The following is a 25,040-nucleotide window of genomic DNA, read 5'->3' as shown; positions in this document are numbered from 1 at the left end:
CCCGCTCCCCACTCCTCCCGGAACGACACCCCCCTCCCTCCCCCCCCAAACCCCCCCCCCCCCCCCCCCCCCCCTCCCCCCCGGGCCCCTTCCCTGCATAGACGGAGGAATTGCGGTAATCGGCGGGGGTGCTGAAAGCGGTGATGCGGGTGCGCAAGGGGTGCGCACGGAAGCCGTGGGCAAATGAATGCAGCTGGGGCCCGCACCCCGAAGGATGCGGGCCCCAGCTACGTGTGGCGCGTCAGGGTCAGGCGAGAACGATGTTCTCGGCCGTCGGGCCCTTCTGGCCCTGCGCGATGTCGAAGGAGACCTTCTGCCCCTCCCGGAGCTCGCGGAAGCCCTGGGCAGCGATGTTCGAGTAGTGGGCGAACACGTCGGGGCCGCCGCTCTCCTGCTCGATGAAGCCGAAACCCTTTTCCGCGTTAAACCACTTCACGGTGCCAGCAGCCATGTCATTTCTCCTTGGGGCAGTGCAGCGGAATCCGCACTTTGCGGACGCCGTGTCGCCGCGATGATTCCCCGCCCGGAAAATGACCGGAATGCAAAACGCTTCCGTGTGGCATGGGGCCGCCGGGGCGCCTGAAATTTTCGGGTACCAAAACTGCAACTGATTCGACGGTAGCACGCCGGCGCAGCCCGCGCGGGTTCGGTTTTTTCTCCCGTGTGTCGCCGGTAAAAACCCTCCTCGGGACACCGGTCAAAATCTCTGCCCGCGAACCCAGATATCCGCACCTTCGCAATGCGGCGTTTCGGCCCGGGTCGGCCGCGCCTCCCTCCGGAACGACTGGGCCGACCGGGCCGGCCGACCGGGTCGCCCGGGTCGGCTCAGCCGCGGTCGGCTGCTGAGGTCAGCAGGCGGCCCATGGCGGCCACGACCGAGGGTTCGACGCGGTAGTAGACCCAGGTGCCGCGCCGTTCGGAGGTGAGCAGCCCGGCTTCCTTGAGCTTCTTCAGGTGGTGGGAGACGGTCGGCTGGGAGACGCCGACGTCGGAGATGTCGCACACGCACGCCTCTCCGTCCCGGTGGGCGGCCACGGCGGAGAACAGGCGCAGGCGCACCGGGTCGCCGAGGGCCTTGAACATCTTCGCGGTCCGCTCGGCCTCCTCGGCGCTGAACGGGCGCTCGGCCAGCGGCGGGCAGCAGGGCTCGACCACCGTCTCCGGCTCGATGAGGGGCAGCGCCTTGGTGTTCGACATGCATCTATGTTGACACGCATCGATGTGTGCGGGGGAGGGCGCGGACTCATTGATTCGACTTCTGTCTATGTTGACGTTCGTCGAAGTGTGGTGCCATGCTGTCCCCGGAAGACATCGACGGACGTCGAATCAGAGGAGATCGTCGTGAACGCCACCGAGAACGGCCACCTGCCCGTCGTGGTCATCGGCGCCGGCCCCGTGGGCCTGGCAGCTGCCGCCCACCTGGTCGGGCGCGGGATCGCGCCGCTGGTCCTGGAGGCGGGCGACCGCGCCGGCGCCGCCACCCGCGAGTGGGCGCACGTCCGGCTCTTCTCGCCCTGGTCCGAGCTCGTCGACCCGGCCGCCGAGGACCTCCTCGCTCCCACCGGCTGGCTCCGGCCGGCCGGGGACACCTACCCGACCGGCGGCGACTGGGCCGAGCTGTACCTCCAGCCACTGGCGGGCGCGCTCGGGGAGCAGAGGGTGCGGTTCGGGGTGACCGTGACCGGGGTGGCGCGAGCCGGCCGGGACCGGATCGTGGACTCCGGGCGCGGGGAGCAGCCCTTCACGGTGCACGTGCGGCGGGCCGACGGCGGTGAGGAGCGCATCGCCGCCCGCGCCGTGATCGACGCCTCCGGTACGTGGTCCACGCCGGGCCCGCTGGGCGCCGACGGCCTGCCCGCACTCGGGGAGCGCGGCGCCGCCGGGCGGATCTCGTACCGGGTTCCGGACCTCAAGGACCCTGCGGTCCGGGCACGTTACGCGGGCAGGCGCACCGCGGTCGTCGGCTCCGGCGCCTCCGCATTCACTGCGCTGGCGTACCTGGCCGAGCTGGCGAAGGAAGCACCGGGCACGCACGCCGTGTGGGTCCTGCGCCGCGGCATCACCGGCTCCACGTACGGGGGCGGGGCCGCCGACCAGCTCCCGGCCCGCGGCGCCCTCGGGCTGGCGGCCAAGGCGGCAGTGGACGACGGGTACGCGTCCGCGGTCACCGGCTTCCGCACCGCCGCCGTCGAGCAGGAGGACGACCGGCTCGTGCTCGTCGCCGAAGACGGGCGGCGCGTGGAGGCGGTGGACCAGGTCATCGGCCTGACGGGCTTCCGCCCCGACCTGTCCTTCCTGGACGAGCTGCGCCTCGGCCTCGACGAGCGGCTCCAGGCCCCGACTGCACTCGCCCCGCTGATCGACCCCAACGTCCACTCCTGCGGCACCGTCTACCCGCACGGCGCCAAGGAGCTCTCCCACCCCGAGCAGGGCGTGTACGTGGTCGGCATGAAGTCCTACGGCCGCGCCCCCACCTTCCTCGCCCTCACCGGATACGAGCAGGTGCGCTCCGTCGTCGCACTCCTGGCCGGTGACCACGAGGCCGCCGGGCGCGTCGAACTCACCCTGCCCGAAACCGGGGTGTGCGGCGGCGCGGGCCTCTTCGACCAGCCCCGGGCCGCCGAGGAGCAGGACGGGGGCGGCTGCTGCGCGGCACCCGCCACGCTCACCATCGGCGCCGCGCCCGCCCGCGGCGGCTGCTGACCGGCAGTGGCCTTCTTCAAGGCCGATGCGGCCGCGCCCGGTACGGGGGACCGGGCGCGGCCGCGCGCCGTACTGCCCGCCCTGTGCGCCACCCAGATCACCGGCTGGGGCATCGTCTACTACGCCTTCCCCGTGCTCGCCTCGGACATCGGCAGGGACACCGGCTGGTCCCCGGCCGCCGTCACCGCAGCGTTCTCCCTCGCGCTGCTCGTCTCCGGCCTCGCCGGGATCCCCGTCGGGCGGATCCTCGACGCCCGCGGACCGCGGGCGGTGATGACGGGCGGTTCCGTGCTCGGCGCTCTGGCGCTGCTCGCGGTGGCGGCCGCGCCGAGCCTGCCGTGGTTCTTCGCCGCCTGGGCCCTTGCCGGGGTTGCCATGGCGGCGACCTTCTACCCGCCCGCCTTCGCCGCGCTGACCCGGTGGTGGGGCGAGGACCGGATCAAGGCGCTGACTGTCGTCACCCTCGCCGGCGGCCTCGCCTCCACCGTGTTCGCGCCGCTCACCGCCCATCTCGCCGAGCAGCTCTCCTGGCGGGGCACGTACGCCGTCCTGGCCGCGGTCCTGGCCGCCGTCACCGTCCCCGTCCACGCCCTCGCGCTGAGGGCGCCGTGGCCGGCCGCCCCCGAAGCCCCCGCCCACGCCGCACACGGGGCCGCAGCCGTCTCCCGCAGCCGCCCCTTCCTGATGCTGGCCACGGCCTTCACCCTCTCCGCGTTCGCGACGTACGCGGCCGTCATCGGGCTCGTGCCCCTCCTGACCGGGCGCGGCGCCTCGACCACGGCCGCGGCCTGGGCCCTCGGGCTGGGCGGAGCCGGCCAGACCCTCGGCCGTCTGCTGTACGCCCCCCTGGCACGGCGGACCGCAGTCACCACCCGGACCGTCACCCTGGTCGCCCTCGGAGCGGCGACCACCGCCGCCCTGGCCCTCGTACCGGGGCCGTACGGACTCCTCGTCCTGCTCGCGGTCGCGGCCGGACTGGTCCGCGGCAACCTCACGCTCCTCCAGGCCACTGCCGTGACCGACCGCTGGGGAGCCACCCACTACGGCCGCCTGTCCGGTCTGCTCGGTGCGCCCGCATCCGTGGCCGCGGCGCTGGCCCCGTTCGCCGGTGCAGCGCTCGCCCCCCGTCTCGGGGGCCATCCGGGCCTCTTCCTCCTGCTCGCCGGAATCGCGCTCGCCGCCGCCCTGCTGACACTGGGCGGTTCATCGCATACCGTCGACGGACCATGAACGAAACGCCGCACTCGCCTCCCGGGCCGTACCGGCCGGGGGAGGAGCCCGCGACCGCCGGCTTCGCGGTCGTGGCGATGGCGCCGGAGCACGCCGGCCAGGTGCTGGCGATCTACCAGGCGGGCATCGACGAGGGCAACGCCACCTTCGAGACGGACGCGCCCTCATGGGAGGCGTTCGACGGGGCCAGGCTGCCCGACCACCGCTACGTCGCCGCCGACGCGTGCGGCACCGTACTCGGCTGGGTGGCTGCGAGCCGGGTCTCCGACCGCTGTGCGTACGCGGGTGTGGTGGAGCACAGCGTGTACGTGGCTCCCGCCGCCCGGGGCCGCGGTGTGGCCCGCGCCCTGCTCCAGGCCCTCATCGCTTCCACCGAGGCGGCCGGCGTCTGGACCGTCCAGTCCGGGATCTTCCCCGAGAACACCGCCAGTCTCGCCCTCCACGAGCGGGCCGGATTCCGGGTCATCGGCACCCGCGAACGCATCGGCCGCCACCACGGCGTCTGGCGGGACGTGGTCCTGCTGGAGCGCCGCAGCCCCCGGATCAGCTGAGCAGCCCGGCGATCTCCCGCACCGCCTCGCGCGCCGTGCGGCCGACGCCGATCAGGGTGGCCGAGGCCGGGCCCGTCCAGTCGCCGTAGCCGAGGAGGTGGATGCGGGGGTCGGCCGCGGCCCGGGTGCCGGTGGTGGCGATCCTTCCGTTCTCCCCGCCGAGGCGGAGCGGGCGGAGGTGGTCGAGGGCCGGGCGGAAGCCCGTGCACCAGATGACCTCGTCGCAGGGCCATTCCTCGCCGTCCGCCCACCGCGCGCCGGTCGGGGTGAGCGCCTCGAACATGCGGTGGTCCCGGAGGAGGCCCGCGTCCCGGGCCGCGCGGACCGGCGGGACGGCCACGATGTCGCCCAGGTCGGAGATGCGCGGGCCGCCCGACTGCACGCGGCGGGTGGCGAGCGTGAAGAGGGCGCTGCCGTCGATCTCGTCGGGCAGGTGGCGGGCGGGGCGCCGGGTGACCCAGCGGACCTCGGCGTACGGGGCGAGGTCGGCGGCGATCTGGGCGCCGGAGTTGCCGCCGCCGACGACGATCACGCGCCGGCCTGCGTGGTCCTGCGGGCTGCGGTAGTCCACCGTGTGGTGCTGGCGGCCCTCGAAGACCTCGCGGCCGGGGACGGCGGGCAGGAACGGGCGCCACCAGGTCCCGGTGGCGCTGACCAGGGCGCGGGCGGTCCGGCTGCCGGCGTCCGTCTCGATGCGGAGGAGGGGGGACTCGTCGTGGACGGCCGCCACTCTCACACCGCGCTCGACCGGCAGCTCGTACCGCTTCTCGTAGTCGGTGAGGTACCCGAGTACGTGCCCGGCGTCGGGGAAGGGCTTGCCCTCCTGGACGGGCATCATCCGGCCGGGCAGGGAGGAGTACGCGGCGGGTGAGAAGAGGTGCAGGGAGTCCCAGGCGTGCTGCCAGGCGCCGCCGGGGGCGGTCTGCGCGTCGAGGACCGTGAAGTCGAGGCCGGCCCGGCGCAGGTGGTAGCCGGCGGCGAGCCCGGCCTGGCCGCCGCCGACCACCACCACGTCCGCGTGCCGGGTCATGAGGCCGCGGGCTTCGGGCGCACGAAGACGAGCGCCACCAGGGCCAGGCCCACCGCCGCACCGACCAGCTGCACGGCGACGAAACCGGGGACCGAGGCCGGGGCGATGCCCGCGAAGGTGTCGGTGAAGGCCCGGCCGATGGTGACGGCCGGGTTGGCGAAGGAGGTGGACGAGGTGAACCAGTAGGCCGCGCCGATGTACGAGGCCACCGCGACCGGGGCGAAGCGCAGCCGGTCGGTGCGCGCCAGGCCGAAGATGAGGAAGACCAGGCCGGCGGTGGCCACTACCTCGCCCAGCAGGAGGTTGCCCGCCGAGCGGTCGTGCTGGGACCACTTCACCAGCGGCTCGCCGAACATGGCGTCGGCGAGCACCGCCCCCGCTATGGCCCCGGCGATCTGGGAGGGCACGTACCCGGCGAGCTCGCGCGCGGTCACGCCCCCGCCGCCGCGCCGGGCGGTCCACCACTCGGCGAGCGTGACCGCCGGGTTGAAGTGGGCCCCGGACACCGGGCCGAGGAGCGCGATCAGCACCCCGAGCCCGAACACGGTCGCGGTGGAGTTGGCCAGCAGTTGGAGGGCCACGTCGTCGGTGAGCCGGGTGGCCTGGATGCCGGAGCCCACGACGATCGCCACGAGGGCAGCGGTCCCGACGAGTTCGGCGGCGGCCCGGGCGATCAGGGGCGTACGGGGCGGGGTCGAGCCGGGTGCGGGCTGCGGCGACGCGTCGGTGGCCGTGGCGGTGCCCGCGGCGGGCTCGGTGGCGGTCAAGGCAGGTTCTCCTCGGGCAGGTGAGGCAGGGCGGAGGGCTACGGACAGGACCGCTTGAGGTCTGCTTCGGCGGTGGTGCGCGCGGTCCGGGCCAGGTCGGCGAACTGGCCGGCGAGCGTTTCGATGACGTCGGGGCGCAGGCGGTAATAGGTGAAGCGCCCGCAGGGCTCCGTCTCCACGATCCCGGCCTCGCGCAGCACCTTCAGGTGGTTGGAGAGGTTCGTCTGCTTGGCACCCGTCTCCTCCACGAGATGGGTGGTGCAGAGGGTCTCCTCGGCCAAGAGGTTCACGATCCGGAGCCTGAGCGGGTCGGCCAGCACCCGGAGCAGATCAGTGTCGACTGACATCAGCATGTGCTGATAGTGTCACATCACTCGGCGCTGATACCAGTCTGGGCTGAGTCGTCCTGCCGATGAAGGAAGAGACCATGTCCCCCACCCCGCTCGCGTCCGTGCTGTTCGTCTGCATCCACAACGCAGGCCGCTCGCAGATGGCCGCCGGCTTCCTGCGCCACCTCGCGGGCGACCGGGTCGAGGTCCGCTCCGCCGGCTCCGTCCCCGGCGACCGGGTCAACCCCTCCGCCGTCGCCGCCATGGCCGAGCTGGGCATCGACATCTCCGACCGGCAGCCGAAGGTGCTGACCCCCGAGGCCGTCCAGGCCTCCGACTACGTCATCACCATGGGCTGCGGCGACGCGTGCCCGTACTTCCCCGGCAAGACCTACCTGGACTGGCAGCTGGACGACCCGGCCGGCCAGGGCGTGGAGGCCGTACGCCCCATCCGGGACGAGATCAAGCGCCTCATCGAGGACCTGATCGCCGAGATCGACGCGAAGAACTGAACGGGCGCCCGCCGTTGACCGTTGGCGCTCACGGCCCGAGGGCGTCGCGGCCCTGGTGTCCTTCCTCGTGGGCCCCTCCGCTTCACCAACAAGCAAGGAGGTAGTACGACATGAAGGAACGAGTCCGCGCCGTCCTCGTCACCGCCGACGACACGATGCTGGTCATCCGCCGCACCAAGCCCGGCGTCCCCGAGTACTGGGTGCTCCCGGGCGGCGGCGTCGAGCCCGGCGACGCATCCCGGGAGGCAGCCCTCCACCGGGAGATCCACGAGGAGATCGCCGGGAAGGCCGACATCGTGCGACTCCTCCACACCATGGAGTCCGACGACGAACGCCAGCTCTTCTACCTCGCCCGCATCACGACCTGGTCCTTCGAGGACCGCACCGGCCCGGAGTTCAGCGCCGAGGGCCGCGGCCAGTACGCGCTGGAGGAGATCCCGCTGACCGCGGAGGGACTCGACGGCATCGCCCTCAAGCCCGAGCAGATCACCCACGTCCTGCGAACCGCCCTCAACACCGGGACCCTCGCCCCGCCCACCCCCTGAAAGTCCGGACAACACAAAAGCCCCGGGCCGCTGACCTGGGGCTTTGCAGTGGAGCGAACGACGGGAATCGAACCCGCGCCATAAGCTCGGGAATCACCGATCCCCGACCCCCAAAACGCGCTGCGACCTGCGAAAACGGGCGCCGACCCGAGCCTCCCGACCCGTCCCGACGCCCGCCATTGACCGTGGTTCCCCGCCCTACCTGGCACGGGTCTGGCACGGAGGGCCTTCCGCTCCGTAGCTCTACAGAGGTCGGTCAGCGATGGTCATACCGGCTGCTTCCCAGGCTCTAGAGGCCCTGCGGTTCAGCGTCGGTTGCTGTGGTTGCAGTACGCCGCTGCTGTACAGCTTTCAGGAACCGCTCGAAAAGATCAGTTCCGACAGGGCACGCCGCAGGTCGTCATCATCACCCGCGTCCGACCATCGAACGAATCGGACAGGAGCGCTCTCGCCTAGGGCTTCTAGGTAGCGTCGTGCCGCGTTGGAAAGTCGGGCATTGCTCACGATTAGCACAGGGGCGCCACAGACCGTGTTAACTGCCATCATCTGTTCCACAACCGAGGTGGGCAGGGGGTTCCCATACTTCCCGTAGCGGGCCTCGACTACGAGATCAATTCGTCCCTCTCTCTCGATGACGAAGTCTGCCCGCCACCGCCGAGGCCCGAGCGGAACCGCCGTCTTGAGAGAGCTACCAAGTGGTAGAGCCTCCGAGATTTGGTGCGCGATCGCGTCTCCATAAACTCGCTCGCTGAGCACCTGCAGCGTCGGGTCCGGCCTCGCAGGTGACGAGACGGCCTCTAGGGCAGTGAGGACCTCAGGGGCTCGCTCCGGCGGAGACTCAAGAGCCTCCCTCACAACCTGGTCTCGACGTCGCCTGGCAAAGCGCAGGTTGGCTTCACCGAAGCCAAGACTGTGCAGTGGCGTCCCTCCGAACACCATAAGGAGGAAGATCGCTCCGGCGAGAATTAGAGCGGCGCAACCCGCCTGGTTGTCCGTGAGGAAGACTGCTGTGCCACCCGCGCCCAGAAGGAGAGAGCCCACAACACCGGCGCCTGTTCGAGCGCCCCGCGATAGCTGATCATCCTCTGGTACCTCGGCTAGCTCCTGGCCGCCGTCTGTCTGCGCGTCCCGTTCGATCACGCGGCCATGTTAGGGCGAACGGTGGTGGCTGGAATGGCCTTTGGGTGGACCTGCCACGGGGCGCTCCTCCGCCGGGCTTTGCCCACACCCGGCCTTCGCTGTCATCCCGTCTGCCGTCGACCCACACGTATGGGGAGCGGTCGCGGTGCCGGGCGTCAAGGTGGAGCGCGCCACTGTACGAACGACCTGGATGCCACGGCCCGTGTCTGCTCGGCTTGCCTGGGTCGACGGCAGACGGGATGACAGCTCCCCACCCGAACCACGAACCGGCCGGCAGTCGCAGGACGGGCCCCGTGCATCCCAGAGTCTGAGCGCCCCTCGCCGGAGGCATGTCTGTGAGGGACAGGTGCCTGCGGGCCGGATGGGGCTCGGACTCTTGCCCTTGGGCCTACCCACCTTGCAGGGGCCGGCGTCGGCGCAGCGTGGCGCGGAGCGGGCGGGAGGCAGGAGCGTCGGGCGGCGCGGAGCCGGGAAGCCCGCTCGGCGGAGCGGAGCGCAGCCGGGTGCTTGATGAGTAACAGTTCCCGCTGATCAAGCTCCGGCTACGCCGCTGAGAGGGCGTCCGCGATGTCCTGCATCGCATCCGTGATGGTGCCGGCCTGGGCCTCGGCGAAGAGGTCGGCCTTGTGGGGCTTGTTGGCGTAGGCGATCACCGTGGTTCTGGCTGCGTGGGCTGCCTGGACATCGGTGAGGGAGTCGCCGATCAGGGTGCAGAGGGTGACGTCCACGTGCATCTGCTCGGCCGCCGTGATGAGCGGGTACGGGTTCGGCTTCATCAGGTGGGGCTGTCCGGCTGGCCGTCCGATGACCCGTGCGACGTACTCGGTGAGGCCGTGGGCTTCGAGGAACGCCCAGACGCACTCGGCGGAGTTGTTGCTCACTACGGCCACGGCTCGACCCGCATCACGCGCTGCCCGGAGGGCTTCGACTGCTCCCGGAGTCGGCGGCCCTGCTACTCCGACGGCTTCGATCTCGGCTGCCACGAGGGCCTGCTCCACCTTGGTGCCCGCCTCGGTGCCTGCCTCGTGCGCGAAGCGCAGGACCTCGATCGGGTCATCTGTCTCGGACGCCTTGGCGCCTGCGGCCTGGTCCTCGGCGGACAGCCGCGCGGTCAATTCCTTCGCGACCTGTGGTGCGGGCAGTCCGGCGAAGACGTTGCAGACGGGGCCGTCGAAGTCGAAGAAGACGACGCGAGCGTTCGCCAGGACCGCAGACAGCCGGTCATCGTGCGTCAAGGTCGAAGTCCCTTCCGATTGTCTTCCCACACACGTCGAACCACATGCGGGCCTGCCTGACCTGCTGGGCTCCGCTGGAGGATTCGCCGTCGTTGACCGAGTGGTGGAAGAGCGTGGTGTCCTTGCCGACGAGGTCGTAGATCTCGATCGTCTCGCCCTGGGCGACGACCCGGATCGGGTAGTACCCGAAGAACGAGTCTTCGTTGTTGATCGCGTACAGCTTGAAGAACTGCGTCCCGCTGTGGACGCGGACTTCGATCCGGGTCTCCGCGACGAGCTCGAGGTGGCCCAGCTCCGCGATGGCGTCCCGGATGCTGCGCGTGTAGCTGACCATCATGTCGTGCATGCGCTCGCGGAGCCGCTTGTCGTCGGCGCCGTCCGCCATGCGCACAGGCGCGGCCTGCGGCACGGACATGTCCGGGACGAGTATCCGCATGGTGATGCTCGTCGGAGTCAGTCGGCCGAGACGTTCACCTTGTACGACCTCCGTCACACCGGGCATACGCTCTCGACGCAGTCGGGCGCCACCCTCAAGGACACGATGGTCCGCCCCGGGCAGTCCTCGGAGACGGCGGCCATGATCTACCAGCACTCGAACCTGGAGCGGCAGAAGGAAGTGGCGGCCGGCATCCACGCCCGCGTGCAGTCGCTGCGCTCGGAGCCGTCTGGCACGGATCTGGCACGCAAACCCATAGAGAGGTCCGGACAACACAAAAGCCCCGGGTCGCTGACCTGGGGCTTTGCAGTGGAGCGGATGACGGGAATCGAACCCGCCTATAAGCTTGGGAATCCCCCGGCGCTTGGGCGCGCGTATGCCCTATGACCTGCCGGAATGTTTGCCAGCTGACCTGTCTCGGCTGCTTCCGGAATACCCGTGTTGACCGCACTTAACCGCCCCTACTGGCACGCTGTGGCACGGAGCGGGTGCCGCTGGCGGCGTTTCGCCCTTCCGTAGCCCTATGCGCCGCCGAACGTAGCAGGGTCGAGGGAGTCGGCACAGCAGCTTCAGCACCCACTACAGTCCCGGCTTGACGTGCCCAGGACATACATCCTGGGGGCAGCTCCCGTGGTAGGGGTCCAGGCAGTCCCACGCACGTCGTGAGCCAGTTCGGAGCGCTCGTGGACCCCGAAACGGGTCGGCCGGCCCACGCAGGCCCACCCCGGAGCTGAGCGCGGACCTGGGTAAGGCGATTGGAGACCCCGAGTCCCGTGTTGGCAAGCGGGAAATCGCGCTGCCCAGCGTGGCCCGAGCTCGCGGCCCAGGACTGGGGAGTTTGGGAGGCGTCGCTGCTCGCCCGGAGGTTACCGATACTAGTCGGAGAGAGGTATTAATCGATCAGAATCAGTCATTCTTTATTCTCGGTGAATCAGATGAAGGCAGTTTCGTGCGCCTGGCGTATTTTGAAGTGTCGTGGCATGTATATGTATGCACGTGAACGATTTTCAGACTGCCTCCCAGGCCGGCTTTCCGATTCCCCGTGTCGTCACCGTGACCCCGGACATGGCGGGGGAGCTGCTCAAGCGGAATGCGAACAACCGTCCACTAGACAACTCGGTTGTGGCGCAGATGGTGGGAGAGATCCTCAGGGGGAGCTGGCAGGTAACTCATCAAGGGATTGCCCTGGACGGCTCGATCTCTTCAGGGAATGTCGTGGATGGGCAACATCGCCTGAGTGCGATCGCCAAATCCGGCGTTGCGACGGAGGTGCTCCTCTTTGAGAATGTACCCCCGGAGACATTCTCGGTCCTTGATACCGGAAAGCGCAGGAGTGGCGGTGACGTACTTGCCCTGCGCGGGGAAAGGGACACCACCCTGCTCGCCGCGACCATCAGGCATGTGCACCTGTTCCGAACGTCTCCATCCGGGAGCTGGGTGGGACATAATTCTCGGGTCACGAACAATGAGATTCTCGACATTTTTCGCTCCCAATCCGCGGAGTTCCGCGAGGCTGTCAAACAAGGAAGGCTGCTGGGTAAGGAGTTGGGTCTAATTCCTACTGCCGCGGCATGCGCATACTTCCTGACAGTCGAATCGGCGCCGGTTGCGCAGGTGGATGAGTGGATGCGCGGACTCACTACTCAGGCCAATCTGGGGCCTGAGGATCCCCGACTAGCCTTGATCAAAGTCATCAACATGCTCCGAGGCGGCGCGTCTCAGCGGCGGCGAACTGATACGCGTGGCCAAATCGGTCTCTATATCAAGGCGTGGAATGCATGGGTGGCTGGCAGGCCTGTCAAATCGCTGCGCCTGCAAAAGGGGGAGAAAATGCCTCGCCCGATCCAGATGCTCATCGCTGACTGACCGTGCACCGGAGACCCGCATCCACGCCTCACTCGTGAGGTGTGGATGGCCGGAAGCGATGGCAGAGGTCCGGTCAAGAAGTTTGTGCTGCGCATGGACGGCATCGTTTGTGTTCGCACGGGGGCGCAGCAGCAACCGGCTCTGGTTTCCGCGTCGCAAGCCGACTGGCTGCTCAGTCCGAACGTAACGCGTCTGCGGGTACGCCCGACGGCCGAGATCGATCCTCTGTACCTCCACGCCTATCTCGGCCTCCAGCACGCGAGGGAGTGGATGTCGCACCGTGCCGCAGCCACGGCAGCCCCTCGCTCAGCTCTGCTGCTCTGGGGCACCTTCCGCTGCGTTTTCCGCCCATCGAGCAGCAGCGCCGGTGCGTTGACTCCTCGGCGACCTCGGCCGACGTGCCGAGGCGTACGCCGCTTGAGCCTCGGCAGTCGGCCGGCTGCGGGCTGAACTCGCTGAGCATCTGCTGCATGGCTCGGTCGAACCGCTGTGACGGCGTCCCGTTAGCCGATCCCCGCGACCGTTCTCCCCTCTCTTCAGCCGCGAACCCGGAAAGGATTGAGTTCATGTCCGAACCGACAGTCCCTACCGGACGCACGTGGAGACTGTGGCTTGCGCTGTACGTTGCCTGCTCCATGGTGGTCGCCCTCGTCGTGAGCCTGCTCATGCTGCGATCCGGCGTCGACACGACCGGTGTCGTGTTGGCTGGGGGAGGCGGCTTCACGACCTCCTTCGGCCTCTGCCTCGCACTGCCCGCGGCCGTGCGTGAACTCAAGCGACTGGGCTGACGCGGATCGGCTGTCCGCAGTCGGCTCGTGGCCACGGATGCGCCGAGGCCGGACTGCACAACCGAGCCGCGGACAACGGCGAAGGCCCAGGTCGTTGACCTGGGCCTTCGCGGAAGAGCGGATGACGGGAATCGAACCCGCGCTATAAGCTTGGGAATCACCCCGCACTTGGGTGCCTGCATGGCGGCTGGCCTGGGGAAACGTCTGGCGCGGGCAACGTTCGGCAAGCCGCCTGGAACCCGTTGCTGACCGCTGTTGACCACTGCAACTGGCACGTTGTGGCACGGGACCGGTGCGGCCTCCGGCATCGACATCAGGCGCGCATGCCCACGGCGACGATCCGGATGGGTCCGTCTCTCGGCTGAGCGGGTACGGGCTACTGGGCACGCTCTTGTGACATGGAGGTGGCGGGCTCGGGAATGCGCCAGACGATTCGGACCTGTTCCTCGAGGGGAAGCGAAGGGCCGCCGACGTAGATGCGATCGATGAGATAGAGGATGGCCAGCCGGTACGCCTCCGGCTCAATGTCCTCGACCGCCTCGACGGTCGCCCGGCTGAGCCTGTTCACCTGGCGGACGACACGCGGATCCGTTTCGAGGGAGCCGAGCTCGGCGACGATGCTCGGTTCCAGATCGGTTTCCTCTCGCATCGCCAGGATCGAGCGCTGCACGCGGTCTGGTTCGGCGTCGATGCGGTCGAGGATGCAGGTGAGCACGTGCGCATGGATGACGTCTGCTTCGATCCTGCCGTGCTCCTCGGGTTCCTCCCCTGTGCAGCTGGAGCACCCTTTGCACTCGACGGGTTCGACGAGGTCATCCTCCGGACCCTGGTCAGCCTGCCGGGTGGACATGAAGCACGCAGCCACCCACATGATCTCGGACCGGTCCAACTCGAGGTCCTCTGCGGTCCACAGATCGGGGTCCGGGAGTTCGCCGCTGTTCCATTCCTCTGGCATCGAAAGCTCGGTGCGCATCAGTGACTCCAGGGTGACCCAGGCCGGCTCCCAATCCTGAGCGCTGAGCAGCAGCGTCGCCACTGCATCACCCGGACGCTTCCAGAAGATGAGGTCGTCGTCATCGCCGTTGACGAAGTGCAGGACGTGATCTGCTTGGTCGAATTCCGTTCCGGACATTTCCCCGAGGTGGGTGAGGAAGGCCTGCCGGCCCCGATAGCGCCCGACATAGCGGCGTGCTTGGGTGACGAAGGAGTCCATTGTGGTGTCGTCCAGCACCGCATTGGGGCTGATGCCGATGTAGCGGGGTGGGTTGTAGGGGCCGAAGCGACGGAGTTGCTGGGTGGCATTCGCCCAGTACAGGCTCTTGGAGTCGGGGTCGTACACCACGCAGTAGACAGGGACGTTGCCGTCTGCCCAGGTGTCGCCGTGTCGATCGACAGGCACCGCGTAGCCGTTTCCTCGGCGCCAGCTCTCTCCGCCCTTGACCTGGACCTTGATCGTGTCGCTCGTGACGTCCATGCCCTCGGTGAAGGTGACGTAGAAATCCTCGCCGAAGTCGTTTTGCCCGGATATCTCCTGAACGATGTGGTCGTGCTCCTCAAGCAGCGTGCGCAGCGCGTTCACCGCGGCCTGGCCTACGCGCCGCCCTTTGGGGATCTTCGGCATTGCCACCTTCTCGAGAGGTCCCTCGTTTGCCCCGGCGGACCGTGACAGCACCGCCATTCCGTCACCTTGCACCACGCATCTGACACCGCGCCCTGGAAATGGGCGGACAGCCAAGCCGCCGGGTGGCGATGCCTGGCTGCGAGCGGAGGGCAGGTGGTGCGCAGGTGGTGCGCGGTGCCTGAGGAGGTCTAGACAACGGCGAAGGCCCAGGTCTCTGACCTGGGCCTTCGTTCAAGAGCGGATGACGGGAATCGAACCCGCGCTATAAGCTTGGGAAGCTCATGTTCTACCATTAAACTACATCCGCATTGCGGCAAACAGACCAAACTGCTGCAGCGCTCACACTGTACCTCATGATCCGCCCCCGGTGTTGCCGCCGCGGGGCTTCGTTGTTTTTGCGGGGGTGATCCGTGTGCGGCGGGCGGGAGTTGAGGCGTAGCGTGGGGGATCGGAGCGGCGGATGGAGCCGGATCCGGTTCATCCCCTAATGTGGCGATTTCTCGCAACCTGGTCATTGGGGAAAGGGACTCGATGGAGCGCACCGTCGTCCGTTGTGCCGAGGGGCACGTTTTCAGCACCGCTTCGTTCCCGCTGCAGCAGCTCGGGGCCCGCCGCATCGGGCCGGGCCGGCTGCTCCGGTGCCCGCGGTGCGCGCGGCTGCGGCATGCCGTGCCGGTGGGGGCCGTGAAGCGGTAGCGCCGCCGGGCGGCCGGGCGCGCGGGCGGCTTCGATTGGGGGTGGCCCGCGCGCTCTGCGTATCCTCGGGACGTGCTTCTCTCAGACAAGGACATCCGGGCCGAGATCGACAGCGGACGGGTGCGCATCGACCCGTTCGAGGAATCGATGGTGCAGCCCTCCAGCATCGACGTACGGCTCGACCGGTTCTTCCGGGTGTTCGAGAATCACCGCTACGCGCACATCGACCCCGCCATCGAGCAGCCGGATCTGACCCGGTTGGTCGAGCCGGAGGGGGACGAGGCCTTCATCCTCCACCCGGGCGAGTTCGTGCTCGCCTCGACGTACGAGGTCATCTCGCTCCCCGAGGACATCGCGTCCAGACTGGAGGGGAAGTCCAGCCTCGGCCGGCTGGGGCTGGTGACGCATTCGACCGCCGGGTTCATCGACCCGGGGTTCTCCGGGCACGTGACCCTGGAGCTGTCGAACCTCGCCACGCTCCCGATCAAGCTGTGGCCGGGCATGAAGATCGGGCAGCTGTGCATGTTCCGTCTCAGCTCGCCCGCCGAGTTCCCCTACGGAAGTGAGCGGTACGGATCGCGGTACCAGGGCCAGCGCGGCCCGACGGCCTCGCGGTCCTTCGTGAACTTCCACCGCACCCAGGTGGGAAGGCCGGAATGACCCAGGTACGCGAATCCCTGACGTACGACGGCTTCGGGCGGGCCGTCCGCGAGCTCGCGCAGACGATCGCCGACGACGGCTACGAGCCCGACATCGTGCTCAGCATCGCGCGCGGCGGCGTCTTCGTCGCGGGCGGTCTGGCGTACGCGCTGGACTGCAAGAACATCCACCTGGTGAACGTGGAGTTCTACACCGGTGTGGGCACCACGCTGGAGATGCCGGTCATGCTGGCCCCGGTGCCGGACGCGATCGACTTCTCCGACAAGAAGGTGCTGATCGCCGACGACGTCGCCGACACCGGCAAGACGCTGAAGCTGGTGCACGACTTCTGCCTGGGCACGGTCGCCGAGGTGCGGTCCGCGGTCATCTACGAGAAGTCCCACTCGCTCGTGCAGTGCGAGTACGTGTGGAAGCGCACGGACGACTGGATCGAGTTCCCGTGGAGCGTCGAGCCGCCCGTGGTGAAGCGGGCCGGCCAGGTGCTCGACGCCTGACCTGCGGGTGGCAGACGGATGAGAAGGGCCCCGGCGCGTTGTCCGCGCCGGGGCCCCTTTCGGTTGCCCGTCTGCCGGCCGGTCGCCCGGTCGGTCGCCCGGTCCGTCTCTCGGCCGGTCTCTCAGCCGCCGCACGTCGGTCCGTCTCTCGGACCGACGTGCGGCGGCTGCCGTCAGACCGTGCCCAGTTTGATGATCGAGAGCAGGGCGACCAGCTGGATGGCGGAGGCGCCCAGGGCCTTCGGCCACGGCAGGTCGTGGGCCTTGCTGATCAGCGAGGTGAACAGGGCGCCGGCGGCCAGCCAGGTGACCCAGCCGAGGACCTGCACCAGGCCGTTCTCGCCGCCCAGGAAGACCGCGAAGAGCAGGCGGGGGGCGTCCGTGATGGACATGACCAGCATGGAGAGGCCCACGGTGGGCTGCCAGGCCCCGTCGCCGCCCAGCTGGCGGGCCAGGGTGTGGGTGACGGCGCCCAGGATCAGTCCGCAGATCACGAAGGCCACGCCGGCCGACAGCACGATCGGGACGGCCTTGGCGAGGGTCGCGTTGATGGCGTCCTCGCGCGGCTCGTCCAGGCCGAAGACCGCCAGCAGGCCGTAGAGGAAGGTGACGGCGAGCGCGGTCCCCCAGACGGGGTAGTCGCGCATCTGCTGGAAGGTGGGGCCCGGTCGCATGACGATGCCGTTGAGGAGCTGCTTCCAGGGCAGCCGCGGGCCTGCGGGCGGGGCGGCGGGGGCCCCGGCCCGGTAGGTGGCGCCGTCTCCGTAGGGGTCCTCGCCGATGGCGAAGGCCTGGGTGTGCCCCGGGTTGTTCGCCTGACCGCCCCCGTACGGGTCGTAGCCGCCGCCCTGGCCGCCGTACGGCTGCTGCTGCGGGTAGCCGCCCGGCTGCGGGTGCCGGGGGTGCTGCTGCGGGTGCCCGTGCTGCTGCGGATACGGGTCGCCGAGGTACTCCGGCTCGCCGTGCCCGCCGCCGTTCGCGGCCTGCTGGGGCCACTGCTGCTGCGGGGGGTAGGGCTGCTGTCCGTACGGCTGCGGCGTCTGCTGCTGTCCGTACGGCTGCTGCCGCGGGGGTTGTTGGGGGGTGCGGTTGTCCCGGCCGCGTCCGATCCTGAATCCAGCCACGTGATCGAACGTACCTGGTCGGGCGGGGGCCGGTGGGCGGGCAGCCGGAACAGGCGGGCATTGCGGCTGACCTGTGACATCCCCTAGGGGAACCCCGGGGGGCCTGCCCTACTGTCCGGTTTGTGGCTGTTTACTCGGTTGTACGGGAGTCTGCTGATGGTCGTTACATTGCCTACGGCTTACCCACATATGACCTGCGTAGCTTCGTATCCGTCGCCGCCGGACGGAAACCCCGCCGGGCCGGAGCGATCCGCACGAAGACCCCGGAACGAAGCCAGAGGACACAGCCATGCGCGTCACCCGCCGCACCATCCGCACCGCCGCCGTCTCCGCAGGCGCCCTTTCGGTCCTGGCCTTCCCCGTGGGCTCCGCCTTCGCCGACTCGCCCGAGGCCCCGGAGGCGCAGGTGCTGCCCGGCGTGGAGCAGCCGGCCCGGCCCGACGGCAAGAAGGACGAGGCCCAGAAGGACGAGGCCAAGAAGGACGAGGCCGAGAAGGACGAGACGAAGAAGGAGGAGGCCAAGGAGGACGAGTCCGAGAAGGACGAGTCCAAGCTCCGTGCCTACGTGACCTCGGTGCGGCTCGCCGACGGCTCCGTGGCCAAGGTCTACTCCTTCGGCGACGGCCACTTCGAGGCCGACGTCTTCGCGGGCGGGGTCAAGCTGGACACCCTGGTCAGCAAGGGCGGCAAGGCCGCGTACGGCCAGAACAACGGCCTGCACGTGGTCCTGCACCCCAACGGCACCGTGACCTCGTGGGTCGAGGGCGGCGCCAAGAAGGACGACGCGAAGAAGCCGCACCACAAGAAGGACGAGACCCGTACGCAGGTCTCCGCCAAGCGCATCACCATGCCCGACGGCAGGATCGCGAAGCTGGTCAAGGGCGCCGCCGGCGGCCCGCGCGTCGAGATCTCCATGCCGAACGGCAACTTCCTCGGCGCGATCGACCTCAAGCGCCCCAGCACCGTCAACGACGGCTGGACGTACAAGCTGGTCAAGGACGGCAAGACCGTCAAGTTCGTCGTGATCGACGGCAGGAACGGCGGCTCCAGCTGGGTCTACGACTTCGAGGGCCGCCTGATCGAGAAGCACACCGCCGAGCGCCGGACCCACCGCAAGGACCGGCACGCCGAGCCCGCCACCTCCGCCGAGCAGCGCGTCCTGCCCAAGGGCGGGGTGAAGGCAGGTGCCGAGGGCGTCCAGGAGAACAAGGGCGCCGACGGCCCGGTGCTGCTGGCCGCGGGCGGCGGCATGGCGGCGGCGGGCGCCGCGGGCCTCGGTTTCACCCTGCTGCGCCGCGGCCGCAAGAGCTGACGCCGCACCCCCCGAGGGGGTCCCGGAACGGCGAACGGCCGGTCCTTGCCACGGGGGGCAGGACCGGCCGTTCGCCTCGTCCTCGGACGGCGGCGGCGCGGCTCAGGCGGCGCGGCTCAGGCGGCCGGCTCCGGCTCCGGCTCGGCGGCCTCGGGCTCCGGGTCCACCGGAGTCTTCACCGAGTCCAGCAGGAGCTGCGCCACGTCCACGACCTGGAGCGACTCCTTCGCCTTGCCGTCGTTCTTCTTGCCGTTGACCGAGTCCGTCAGCATGACCAGGCAGAACGGGCAGGCGGTGGAGACGATGTCCGGGTTGAGGGACAGGGCCTCGTCCACGCGCTCGGTGTTGATGCGCTTGCCGATCCGCTCCTCCATCCACATGCGGGCACCGCCGGCGCCGCAGCAGAAGCCGCGCTCCTTGTGGCGGTGCATCTCCTGCTGGCGCAGGCCCGGGACGGCGGACATGATCTCGCGCGGCGGCGTGTAGACCTTGTTGTGGCGGCCCAGGTAGCACGGGTCGTGGTACGTGATCAGGCCGTCCACCGGGGTCACCGGGATCAGCTTGCCCTCGTCGATGAGGTGCTGGAGCAGCTGGGTGTGGTGGATGACCTCGTAGTCGCCGCCGAGCTGCGGGTACTCGTTCGCGATGGTGTTGAAGCAGTGCGGGCAGGTCGAGACGATCTTCTTGGCCGACTTCGGCTTCCGGGTCTCCGGGTCCTCGTCGTCCTCGCCGAACGCCATGTTCAGCATCGCGACGTTCTCCTGGCCCAACTGCTGGAACAGCGGCTCGTTGCCGAGGCGGCGCGGGGAGTCGCCGGTGCACTTCTCCTCGCCGCCCATGATCGCGAACTTGACGCCCGCGATGTGCAGCAGCTCCGCGAAGGCCTTGGTGGTCTTCTTGGCGCGGTCCTCCAGGGCGCCGGCGCAGCCGACCCAGTAGAGGTAGTCCACCTCGGACAGGTCCTCGACGTCCTTGCCGACGATCGGGACCTCGAAGTCGACCTCCTTGGTCCACTCCACCCGCTGCTTCTTGGCCAGGCCCCAGGGGTTGCCCTTCTTCTCCAGGTTCTTGAGCATCGTGCCCGCCTCGGACGGGAACGCGGACTCGATCATCACCTGGTAGCGGCGCATGTCGACGATGTGGTCGATGTGCTCGATGTCGACCGGGCACTGCTCCACGCACGCACCGCAGGTGGTGCAGGACCACAGCACGTCCGGGTCGATGACGCCGTTCTCCTCGACGGTGCCGATCAGCGGGCGCTCGGCCTCGGCCAGCGCGGCCGCGGGCACGTCCTTCAGCTGCTCCTCGGAGGCCTTCTCCTCGCCCTCCATGGTCTTGCCGCCGCCGGCCAGCAGGTACGGGGCCTTGGCGTGCGCGTGGTCGCGCAGCGACATGATCAGGAGCTTCGGGGAGAGCGGCTTGCCGGTGTTCCAGGCGGGGCACTGCGACTGGCAGCGGCCGCACTCGGTGCAGGTGGAGAAGTCGAGGATGCCCTTCCAGGAGAACTGCTCGACCTGGGAGACGCCGAAGACGTCGTCCTCGCCCGGGTCCTCGAAGTCGATGGCCTTGCCGCCGCTGGTCATCGGCTGGAGGGCGCCGAGGGCGGTCTCGCCGGTGGCGTTCCGCTTGAACCAGATGTTCGGGAAGCCCAGGAAGCGGTGCCAGGCCACACCCATGTTGGTGTTCAGCGAGACCGTGATCATCCAGATCAGCGAGGTGCCGATCTTGATCATCGCGGTGAAGTAGATCGCGTTCTGCAGGGCCGGCAGGGACATGCCCTTGAAGAGCAGGACCAGCGGGTACGAGACGAAGTACGCCGGCTCGTACGAGTCCACGTGGTGGATCGCGCCCTCGAGGCCGCGCAGCGCCAGGATCGCCAGGCCGATCGTGAGGATCACGTACTCGACGAAGTACGCCTGCCAGGCCTTGGAGCCCGCGAAGCGGGACTTGCGGCCGGCCCGGGAGGGCAGCGACAGCAAGCGGATCGCGATGAGCACGACGATGCCGAGGACCGTCATCAGGCCGATGAACTCGATGTAGAGCTCGAACGGCAGGAACCCGCCGATGACGGGCAGGGTCCAGTCCGCCTGGAAGAGCTGGCCGTACGCCTGGGCCAGGGTGGGCGGCAGGGTCAGGAAGCCGATCGCGACGAACCAGTGGGCGAAGCCGACGATGCCCCAGCGGTTCATGCGGCTGTGGCCGAGGAACTCCCTGACCAGGGTGAGCGTTCGCTCCTTGGGCCGGTCCGTGCGGCTGCCCGCCGGGACCGGCTGGCCGAGCTTCACGAAACGGTAGATCTGCGCCACGGCTCGGGCGAGCAGCGCGACGCCGACCACGGTCAGGACCAGCGACACGATGATCGCGGCGAGTTGCATTGGGGGCTCCTCGGGCGGGCCTGCGAGGCGGATTACTGCGGATTACTAAGCAGTAACTTATTCAGTCAAGCCTGAGGTTACCCACTTATAGAGCCGCACTGTAGTTGTGCACGCGGTGATCTGTGTCGCTCAGGCCACCCTTCGCCGCGGTGGCGGGCGGGGCGGCCGGTGCGGCGGCGGCCGCGTCGGGGGTGCAGGTGCGCGGGCGCAGGGCGGCGCGCGGGGTCTGGGCCAGGATCGCCAGGTCCATGCCCAGCCAGTGGTGCTCGACGTAGTGCAGGTCGAGCAGGGCCATCTCCTCCCAGGGTAGGTCGGAGCGCGCGCTCACCTGCCACAGGCCCGTCATCCCGGGCCGTACGAGGAGCCGGCCGCGGGGTTCGGGGCGCGGGTCGGGGCGCGGGCCGACCAGGGACATCTCCCCGCGCAGCACGTTCAGCAGCTGCGGGACCCCCTGGAGCCGGCGCTCCCGCAGCCAGGTCCCCACGGGGCCGTCGGTCCGGAACAGCCAGCGGCGGTACGGGCGGCCCCCGAGGCCGGCGGCCTCGCGGCGGACGAGGGGGGTGCGGGGGGCGCCGGGGGCGGTCAGGGCGAGGGCGGCGGCCAGGAGCAGGAGGGGGGCGGTGGCGGCCAGGAGCAGGAGGGCGGCCGCGGCGGTGTCGCACACGCGCTTGGCGGAGGGCGGGCGGAGTCTCGGGGGCATGGCGGAACGATGCGGCGTGCGTCCGGTGGGGGCGGGGTGCCGCGCGGTCCCGGTCCCCCGCTCGGACGGCTTTTCTCCCCCGCCCCGCCCCCGTTTCCCCGCCCCGCCCCCCGTTTTCCGCGCCTCGCCGCGCCCCCGCCCCGCCCGCCGCGCCCTTCCCGAAACCGGGGCGCCGCCGCCCCGGGCCCCGGCGCTCAAGGCCCTCGGCCGCCGCGCGGGCTTGATCTCCGCTGGAGCCGGAGCGTAAGTGCCGCATAAGAGTTGAGTCGGGTCGGCTCAGCTCTGTTGACGCGGGGGCGGAGGTGGGGCATCCTTGAGCCTGTTCCACTCAAGTCATGGAGGAATTGAAATGGCACGTGCGGTCGGCATCGACCTGGGCACGACTAACTCCGTCGTCAGCGTTCTCGAAGGCGGCGAGCCCACCGTCATCACCAACGCAGAGGGCGCCAGGACCACGCCGTCCGTCGTCGCCTTCGCCAAGAACGGCGAGGTCCTCGTCGGCGAGGTCGCCAAGCGCCAGGCGGTCACCAACGTCGACCGGACCATCCGCTCGGTCAAGCGCCACATGGGCACCGACTGGAAGATCGAGCTCGACGGCAAGAGCTTCAACCCGCAGCAGATGAGCGCCTTCATCCTGCAGAAGCTCAAGCGCGACGCGGAGGCCTACCTCGGCGAGAAGGTCACCGACGCGGTCATCACCGTGCCGGCGTACTTCAACGACTCCGAGCGCCAGGCCACCAAGGAGGCCGGCGAGATCGCGGGCCTGAACGTCCTGCGTATTGTCAACGAGCCGACCGCGGCCGCCCTGGCCTACGGCCTCGACAAGGACGACCAGACCATTCTCGTCTTCGACCTCGGCGGCGGCACCTTCGACGTGTCCCTCCTGGAGATCGGTGACGGCGTCGTCGAGGTGAAGGCCACCAACGGTGACAACCACCTCGGTGGCGACGACTGGGACCAGCGCGTCGTCGACTACCTGGTGAAGCAGTTCGCCAACGGCCACGGCGTGGACCTGTCCAAGGACAAGATGGCCCTCCAGCGCCTGCGCGAGGCCGCCGAGAAGGCGAAGATCGAGCTCTCGTCCTCGACCGAGACCACGATCAACCTGCCCTACATCACGGCTTCCGCCGAGGGCCCGCTGCACCTGGACGAGAAGCTCACCCGCGCCCAGTTCCAGCAGCTGACCGCGGACCTCCTGGAGCGCTGCAAGACCCCGTTCCACAACGTCATCAAGGACGCCGGCATCGCGCTGTCCGAGATCGACCACGTGGTCCTGGTCGGCGGTTCCACCCGCATGCCCGCCGTCGCCGAGCTCGTCAAGGAGCTGACCGGCGGCAAGGAGGCCAACAAGGGTGTGAACCCGGACGAGGTCGTCGCCATCGGCGCCACCCTCCAGGCCGGTGTCCTCAAGGGCGAGGTCAAGGACGTCCTGCTCCTCGACGTCACCCCGCTGTCCCTCGGCATCGAGACCAAGGGCGGCATCATGACCAAGCTCATCGAGCGCAACACCACGATCCCGACCAAGCGGTCCGAGATCTTCACCACGGCCGAGGACAACCAGCCGTCCGTGCAGATCCAGGTCTACCAGGGCGAGCGCGAGATCGCGGCGTACAACAAGAAGCTCGGCATGTTCGAGCTGACCGGCCTCCCGCCGGCCCCGCGCGGCGTCCCGCAGATCGAGGTCTCCTTCGACATCGACGCGAACGGCATCATGCACGTGACCGCGAAGGACCTGGGCACGGGCAAGGAGCAGAAGATGACCGTCACCGGCGGCTCTTCGCTCGCCAAGGACGAGGTCGACCGGATGCGCCAGGAGGCCGAGCAGTACGCGGAGGAGGACCTCCGCCGCAAGGAGGCCGCCGAGTCCCGCAACCAGGGCGAGCAGCTCGTCTACCAGACCGAGAAGTTCCTCAAGGACAACGAGGACAAGGTCCCGGGCGAGGTCAAGACCGAGGTCGAGGCCGCCGTCGCCGAGCTGAAGGAGAAGCTCAAGGGCGAGGACACCGCCGAGATCCGCACCGCGACCGAGAAGGTCGCCGCGGTCAGCCAGAAGCTGGGCCAGGCCATCTACGCCGACGCCCAGGCCGCGCAGGGTGCCGCCGGCGCCGCTGCCGGTGACGCCGGTGCCCACGCCGACGACGACGTCGTCGACGCCGAGATCATCGACGAGGACAAGCCGAAGGGCGGCCAGGTCTGATGTCGGAGGAGACCCCGGGCTTCGAGGAGAAGCCCGAAGTCCCCGCCGACGGCACGACGCCCGAAGAGCCGAAGGCCGCCGACTCCGAGGAGAAGGCGGCCCCGGCCGGGGACGCACAGGACGTGGCCCTCCTGGCGCAGCTGGACCAGGCCCGCACCGCGCTCGGCGAGCGCACCGCGGACCTCCAGCGGCTCCAGGCGGAGTACCAGAACTACCGCCGCCGGGTGGAGCGGGACCGCGTCACGGTCAAGGAGATCGCCGTGGCGAGCCTCCTGACCGAGCTGCTCCCGACCCTCGACGACATCGGCCGCGCCCGGGAACACGGGGAGCTGGTCGGCGGGTTCAAGTCGGTGGCCGAGTCCCTGGAGACGGTCGCCGCCAAGATGGGCCTGCAGCAGTTCGGCAAGGAGGGCGAGCCCTTCGACCCGACGATCCACGAGGCCCTGATGCACTCGTACGCGCCGGACGTCACGGAGACGACCTGCGTGGCGATCCTGCAGCCCGGGTACCGGATCGGCGAGCGTACGATCCGCCCCGCGCGGGTCGCCGTGGCCGAGCCCCAGCCGGGCGCGGCCAAGGGGGAGGGCTCCGAGGAGTCATCCGACAAGGACGGCGAGTAGCCGGACGGCGTGGGGGGGGGGGGGGGGGGGGGGAGGGAGGGGAGGGGGGGGGGGGGGGGGGGGAACAAAAAAAGGGGGGGGGGAGGGGGGGGGGAAAAAAGAACCCCTC

Annotated in this window: 24 protein-coding genes, 1 tRNA gene and 1 pseudogene; 13 read left to right on the top strand and 13 right to left on the bottom strand. The window is 69.5% G+C overall.

Translation table 11 applies throughout. The features are described from left to right. Window positions 1–247 precede the first annotated feature (247 nt). Complete coding sequence (locus ACZ407_RS05215; protein ID WP_468125633.1) at window positions 248–451, bottom strand: cold-shock protein; 204 nt, start codon at window positions 449–451, stop codon at window positions 248–250. 374 nt (window positions 452–825) lie between these two features. Further along, on the bottom strand, window positions 826–1,197 hold the full coding sequence (locus tag ACZ407_RS05210; RefSeq protein WP_468125631.1) for an ArsR/SmtB family transcription factor: 372 nt from the start codon (window positions 1,195–1,197) through the stop codon (window positions 826–828). Window positions 1,198–1,341: 144 nt separating this feature from the next. On the opposite strand from ACZ407_RS05210, the gene ACZ407_RS05205 reads away from it, so the two are divergent. The 3 genes from ACZ407_RS05205 to ACZ407_RS05195 all read left to right on the top strand — a co-directional run bounded on the left by ACZ407_RS05205 (window position 1,342) and on the right by ACZ407_RS05195 (window position 4,484). Continuing rightward, entirely contained in the window at window positions 1,342–2,703 is a 1,362-nt protein-coding gene (locus tag ACZ407_RS05205) for an NAD(P)-binding domain-containing protein (RefSeq protein ID WP_468125629.1), read from the top strand. A 6-nt stretch (window positions 2,704–2,709) separates the two neighbouring features. Next, a complete protein-coding gene (locus ACZ407_RS05200) occupies window positions 2,710–3,933 on the top strand; it encodes an MFS transporter (RefSeq protein ID WP_468125628.1) in 1,224 nt (407 codons plus the stop codon). 77 nt (window positions 3,934–4,010) lie between these two features. Continuing rightward, complete coding sequence (locus tag ACZ407_RS05195) at window positions 4,011–4,484, top strand: GNAT family N-acetyltransferase (RefSeq protein ID WP_468126053.1); 474 nt, start codon at window positions 4,011–4,013, stop codon at window positions 4,482–4,484. Here ACZ407_RS05195 and ACZ407_RS05190 read toward each other — a convergent pair. Genes ACZ407_RS05190 through ACZ407_RS05180 form a run of 3 tightly spaced genes read right to left on the bottom strand, consistent with a single transcriptional unit; the run spans window position 4,477 to window position 6,634 of the window. Further along, window positions 4,477–5,514, bottom strand: coding sequence for an ArsO family NAD(P)H-dependent flavin-containing monooxygenase (locus ACZ407_RS05190; RefSeq protein ID WP_468125626.1), 1,038 nt, complete (start codon window positions 5,512–5,514; stop codon window positions 4,477–4,479). The two genes, ACZ407_RS05195 and ACZ407_RS05190, sit on opposite strands and share 8 nt — an antisense overlap. Beyond that, window positions 5,511–6,281, bottom strand: coding sequence for an aquaporin (locus tag ACZ407_RS05185; protein WP_468125624.1), 771 nt, complete (start codon window positions 6,279–6,281; stop codon window positions 5,511–5,513). The genes ACZ407_RS05190 and ACZ407_RS05185 overlap by 4 nt, the downstream gene beginning before the upstream one ends. A 38-nt stretch (window positions 6,282–6,319) precedes the next feature. Further along, window positions 6,320–6,634 carry an ArsR/SmtB family transcription factor gene (locus tag ACZ407_RS05180; protein ID WP_468125623.1) on the bottom strand — a complete coding sequence of 105 codons (315 nt, stop codon included), beginning with the start codon at window positions 6,632–6,634 and terminating at the stop codon, window positions 6,320–6,322. A gap of 74 nt (window positions 6,635–6,708) precedes the next feature. Between ACZ407_RS05180 and ACZ407_RS05175 the strand changes: the two genes are divergently transcribed. Next, entirely contained in the window at window positions 6,709–7,122 is a 414-nt protein-coding gene (locus ACZ407_RS05175; protein ID WP_468125622.1) for an arsenate reductase ArsC, read from the top strand. 110 nt (window positions 7,123–7,232) lie between these two features. Next, window positions 7,233–7,667 (top strand): NUDIX hydrolase, encoded by a 435-nt coding sequence (locus ACZ407_RS05170; protein WP_468125620.1) that lies wholly within the window; start codon window positions 7,233–7,235, stop codon window positions 7,665–7,667. A gap of 351 nt (window positions 7,668–8,018) precedes the next feature. Here ACZ407_RS05170 and ACZ407_RS05165 read toward each other — a convergent pair whose 3' ends face one another. The 3 genes from ACZ407_RS05165 to ACZ407_RS05155 all read right to left on the bottom strand — a co-directional run bounded on the left by ACZ407_RS05165 (window position 8,019) and on the right by ACZ407_RS05155 (window position 10,478). Then, window positions 8,019–8,807, bottom strand: coding sequence for a hypothetical protein (locus tag ACZ407_RS05165; protein ID WP_468125618.1), 789 nt, complete (start codon window positions 8,805–8,807; stop codon window positions 8,019–8,021). Window positions 8,808–9,349: 542 nt separating this feature from the next. Beyond that, window positions 9,350–10,042 (bottom strand): HAD family hydrolase, encoded by a 693-nt coding sequence (locus ACZ407_RS05160; protein ID WP_468125617.1) that lies wholly within the window; start codon window positions 10,040–10,042, stop codon window positions 9,350–9,352. Then, complete coding sequence (locus tag ACZ407_RS05155; RefSeq protein ID WP_468126075.1) at window positions 10,029–10,478, bottom strand: hypothetical protein; 450 nt, start codon at window positions 10,476–10,478, stop codon at window positions 10,029–10,031. The genes ACZ407_RS05160 and ACZ407_RS05155 overlap by 14 nt, the downstream gene beginning before the upstream one ends. Window positions 10,479–10,505: 27 nt before the next feature. Here ACZ407_RS05155 and ACZ407_RS05150 point away from each other — a divergent pair. From ACZ407_RS05150 to ACZ407_RS05140, 3 genes and pseudogenes are all read left to right on the top strand, one after another. After that, window positions 10,506–10,727: pseudogene (locus ACZ407_RS05150) on the top strand (tyrosine-type recombinase/integrase); the annotation flags it as partial. Window positions 10,728–11,474: 747 nt separating this feature from the next. Then, the gene (locus ACZ407_RS05145) at window positions 11,475–12,344 is read left to right on the top strand and encodes a hypothetical protein (RefSeq protein WP_468125615.1); all 870 of its coding nucleotides are present in this window, start codon (window positions 11,475–11,477) and stop codon (window positions 12,342–12,344) included. Window positions 12,345–12,910: 566 nt separating this feature from the next. After that, a complete protein-coding gene (locus ACZ407_RS05140; RefSeq protein WP_468125613.1) occupies window positions 12,911–13,132 on the top strand; it encodes a hypothetical protein in 222 nt (73 codons plus the stop codon). 376 nt (window positions 13,133–13,508) lie between these two features. On the opposite strand, the gene ACZ407_RS05135 is transcribed toward ACZ407_RS05140, so the two are convergent. Next, window positions 13,509–14,753 (bottom strand): DUF4365 domain-containing protein, encoded by a 1,245-nt coding sequence (locus ACZ407_RS05135; protein WP_468125612.1) that lies wholly within the window; start codon window positions 14,751–14,753, stop codon window positions 13,509–13,511. Window positions 14,754–14,989: 236 nt separating this feature from the next. Then, window positions 14,990–15,060, bottom strand: a tRNA-Gly gene (locus tag ACZ407_RS05130). Window positions 15,061–15,521: 461 nt separating this feature from the next. Here ACZ407_RS05130 and dcd point away from each other — a divergent pair. Both dcd and ACZ407_RS05120 read left to right on the top strand, forming a co-directional pair. Continuing rightward, window positions 15,522–16,109 (top strand): dCTP deaminase, encoded by a 588-nt coding sequence (dcd, locus tag ACZ407_RS05125; protein WP_468125611.1) that lies wholly within the window; start codon window positions 15,522–15,524, stop codon window positions 16,107–16,109. Continuing rightward, window positions 16,106–16,603 (top strand): phosphoribosyltransferase, encoded by a 498-nt coding sequence (locus ACZ407_RS05120; RefSeq protein WP_468125609.1) that lies wholly within the window; start codon window positions 16,106–16,108, stop codon window positions 16,601–16,603. Before dcd ends, ACZ407_RS05120 begins: the two co-directional genes overlap by 4 nt. A 173-nt stretch (window positions 16,604–16,776) precedes the next feature. On the opposite strand, the gene ACZ407_RS05115 is transcribed toward ACZ407_RS05120, so the two are convergent. Beyond that, entirely contained in the window at window positions 16,777–17,727 is a 951-nt protein-coding gene (locus ACZ407_RS05115) for a Yip1 family protein (protein WP_468125608.1), read from the bottom strand. Window positions 17,728–18,016: 289 nt separating this feature from the next. Between ACZ407_RS05115 and ACZ407_RS05110 the strand changes: the two genes are divergently transcribed. Continuing rightward, window positions 18,017–19,039, top strand: coding sequence for a hypothetical protein (locus tag ACZ407_RS05110; RefSeq protein WP_468125607.1), 1,023 nt, complete (start codon window positions 18,017–18,019; stop codon window positions 19,037–19,039). Window positions 19,040–19,155: 116 nt separating this feature from the next. Here the strand turns inward: ACZ407_RS05110 and ACZ407_RS05105 are convergent, their stop codons facing one another. Together ACZ407_RS05105 and ACZ407_RS05100 are read right to left on the bottom strand one after the other, a co-directional pair. Continuing rightward, window positions 19,156–21,414: a (Fe-S)-binding protein gene (locus tag ACZ407_RS05105; RefSeq protein ID WP_468125605.1), complete on the bottom strand. Its 2,259-nt coding sequence runs from the start codon at window positions 21,412–21,414 to the stop codon at window positions 19,156–19,158. An 85-nt stretch (window positions 21,415–21,499) separates the two neighbouring features. Next, complete coding sequence (locus ACZ407_RS05100) at window positions 21,500–22,114, bottom strand: sugar transferase (RefSeq protein ID WP_468125603.1); 615 nt, start codon at window positions 22,112–22,114, stop codon at window positions 21,500–21,502. Window positions 22,115–22,463: 349 nt separating this feature from the next. On the opposite strand from ACZ407_RS05100, the gene dnaK reads away from it, so the two are divergent. Together dnaK and grpE are read left to right on the top strand one after the other, a co-directional pair. Next, the gene (gene dnaK / locus ACZ407_RS05095; protein ID WP_468125602.1) at window positions 22,464–24,311 is read left to right on the top strand and encodes a molecular chaperone DnaK; all 1,848 of its coding nucleotides are present in this window, start codon (window positions 22,464–22,466) and stop codon (window positions 24,309–24,311) included. Continuing rightward, window positions 24,311–24,931: a nucleotide exchange factor GrpE gene (grpE, locus tag ACZ407_RS05090; protein ID WP_468125600.1), complete on the top strand. Its 621-nt coding sequence runs from the start codon at window positions 24,311–24,313 to the stop codon at window positions 24,929–24,931. The genes dnaK and grpE overlap by 1 nt, the downstream gene beginning before the upstream one ends. The last annotated feature ends 109 nt before the right edge of the window (window positions 24,932–25,040 follow it).

The organism is Streptomyces sp. NPDC030809, from assembly GCF_055572195.1.
This window is presented reverse-complemented; position numbering and strand designations above follow the sequence as displayed.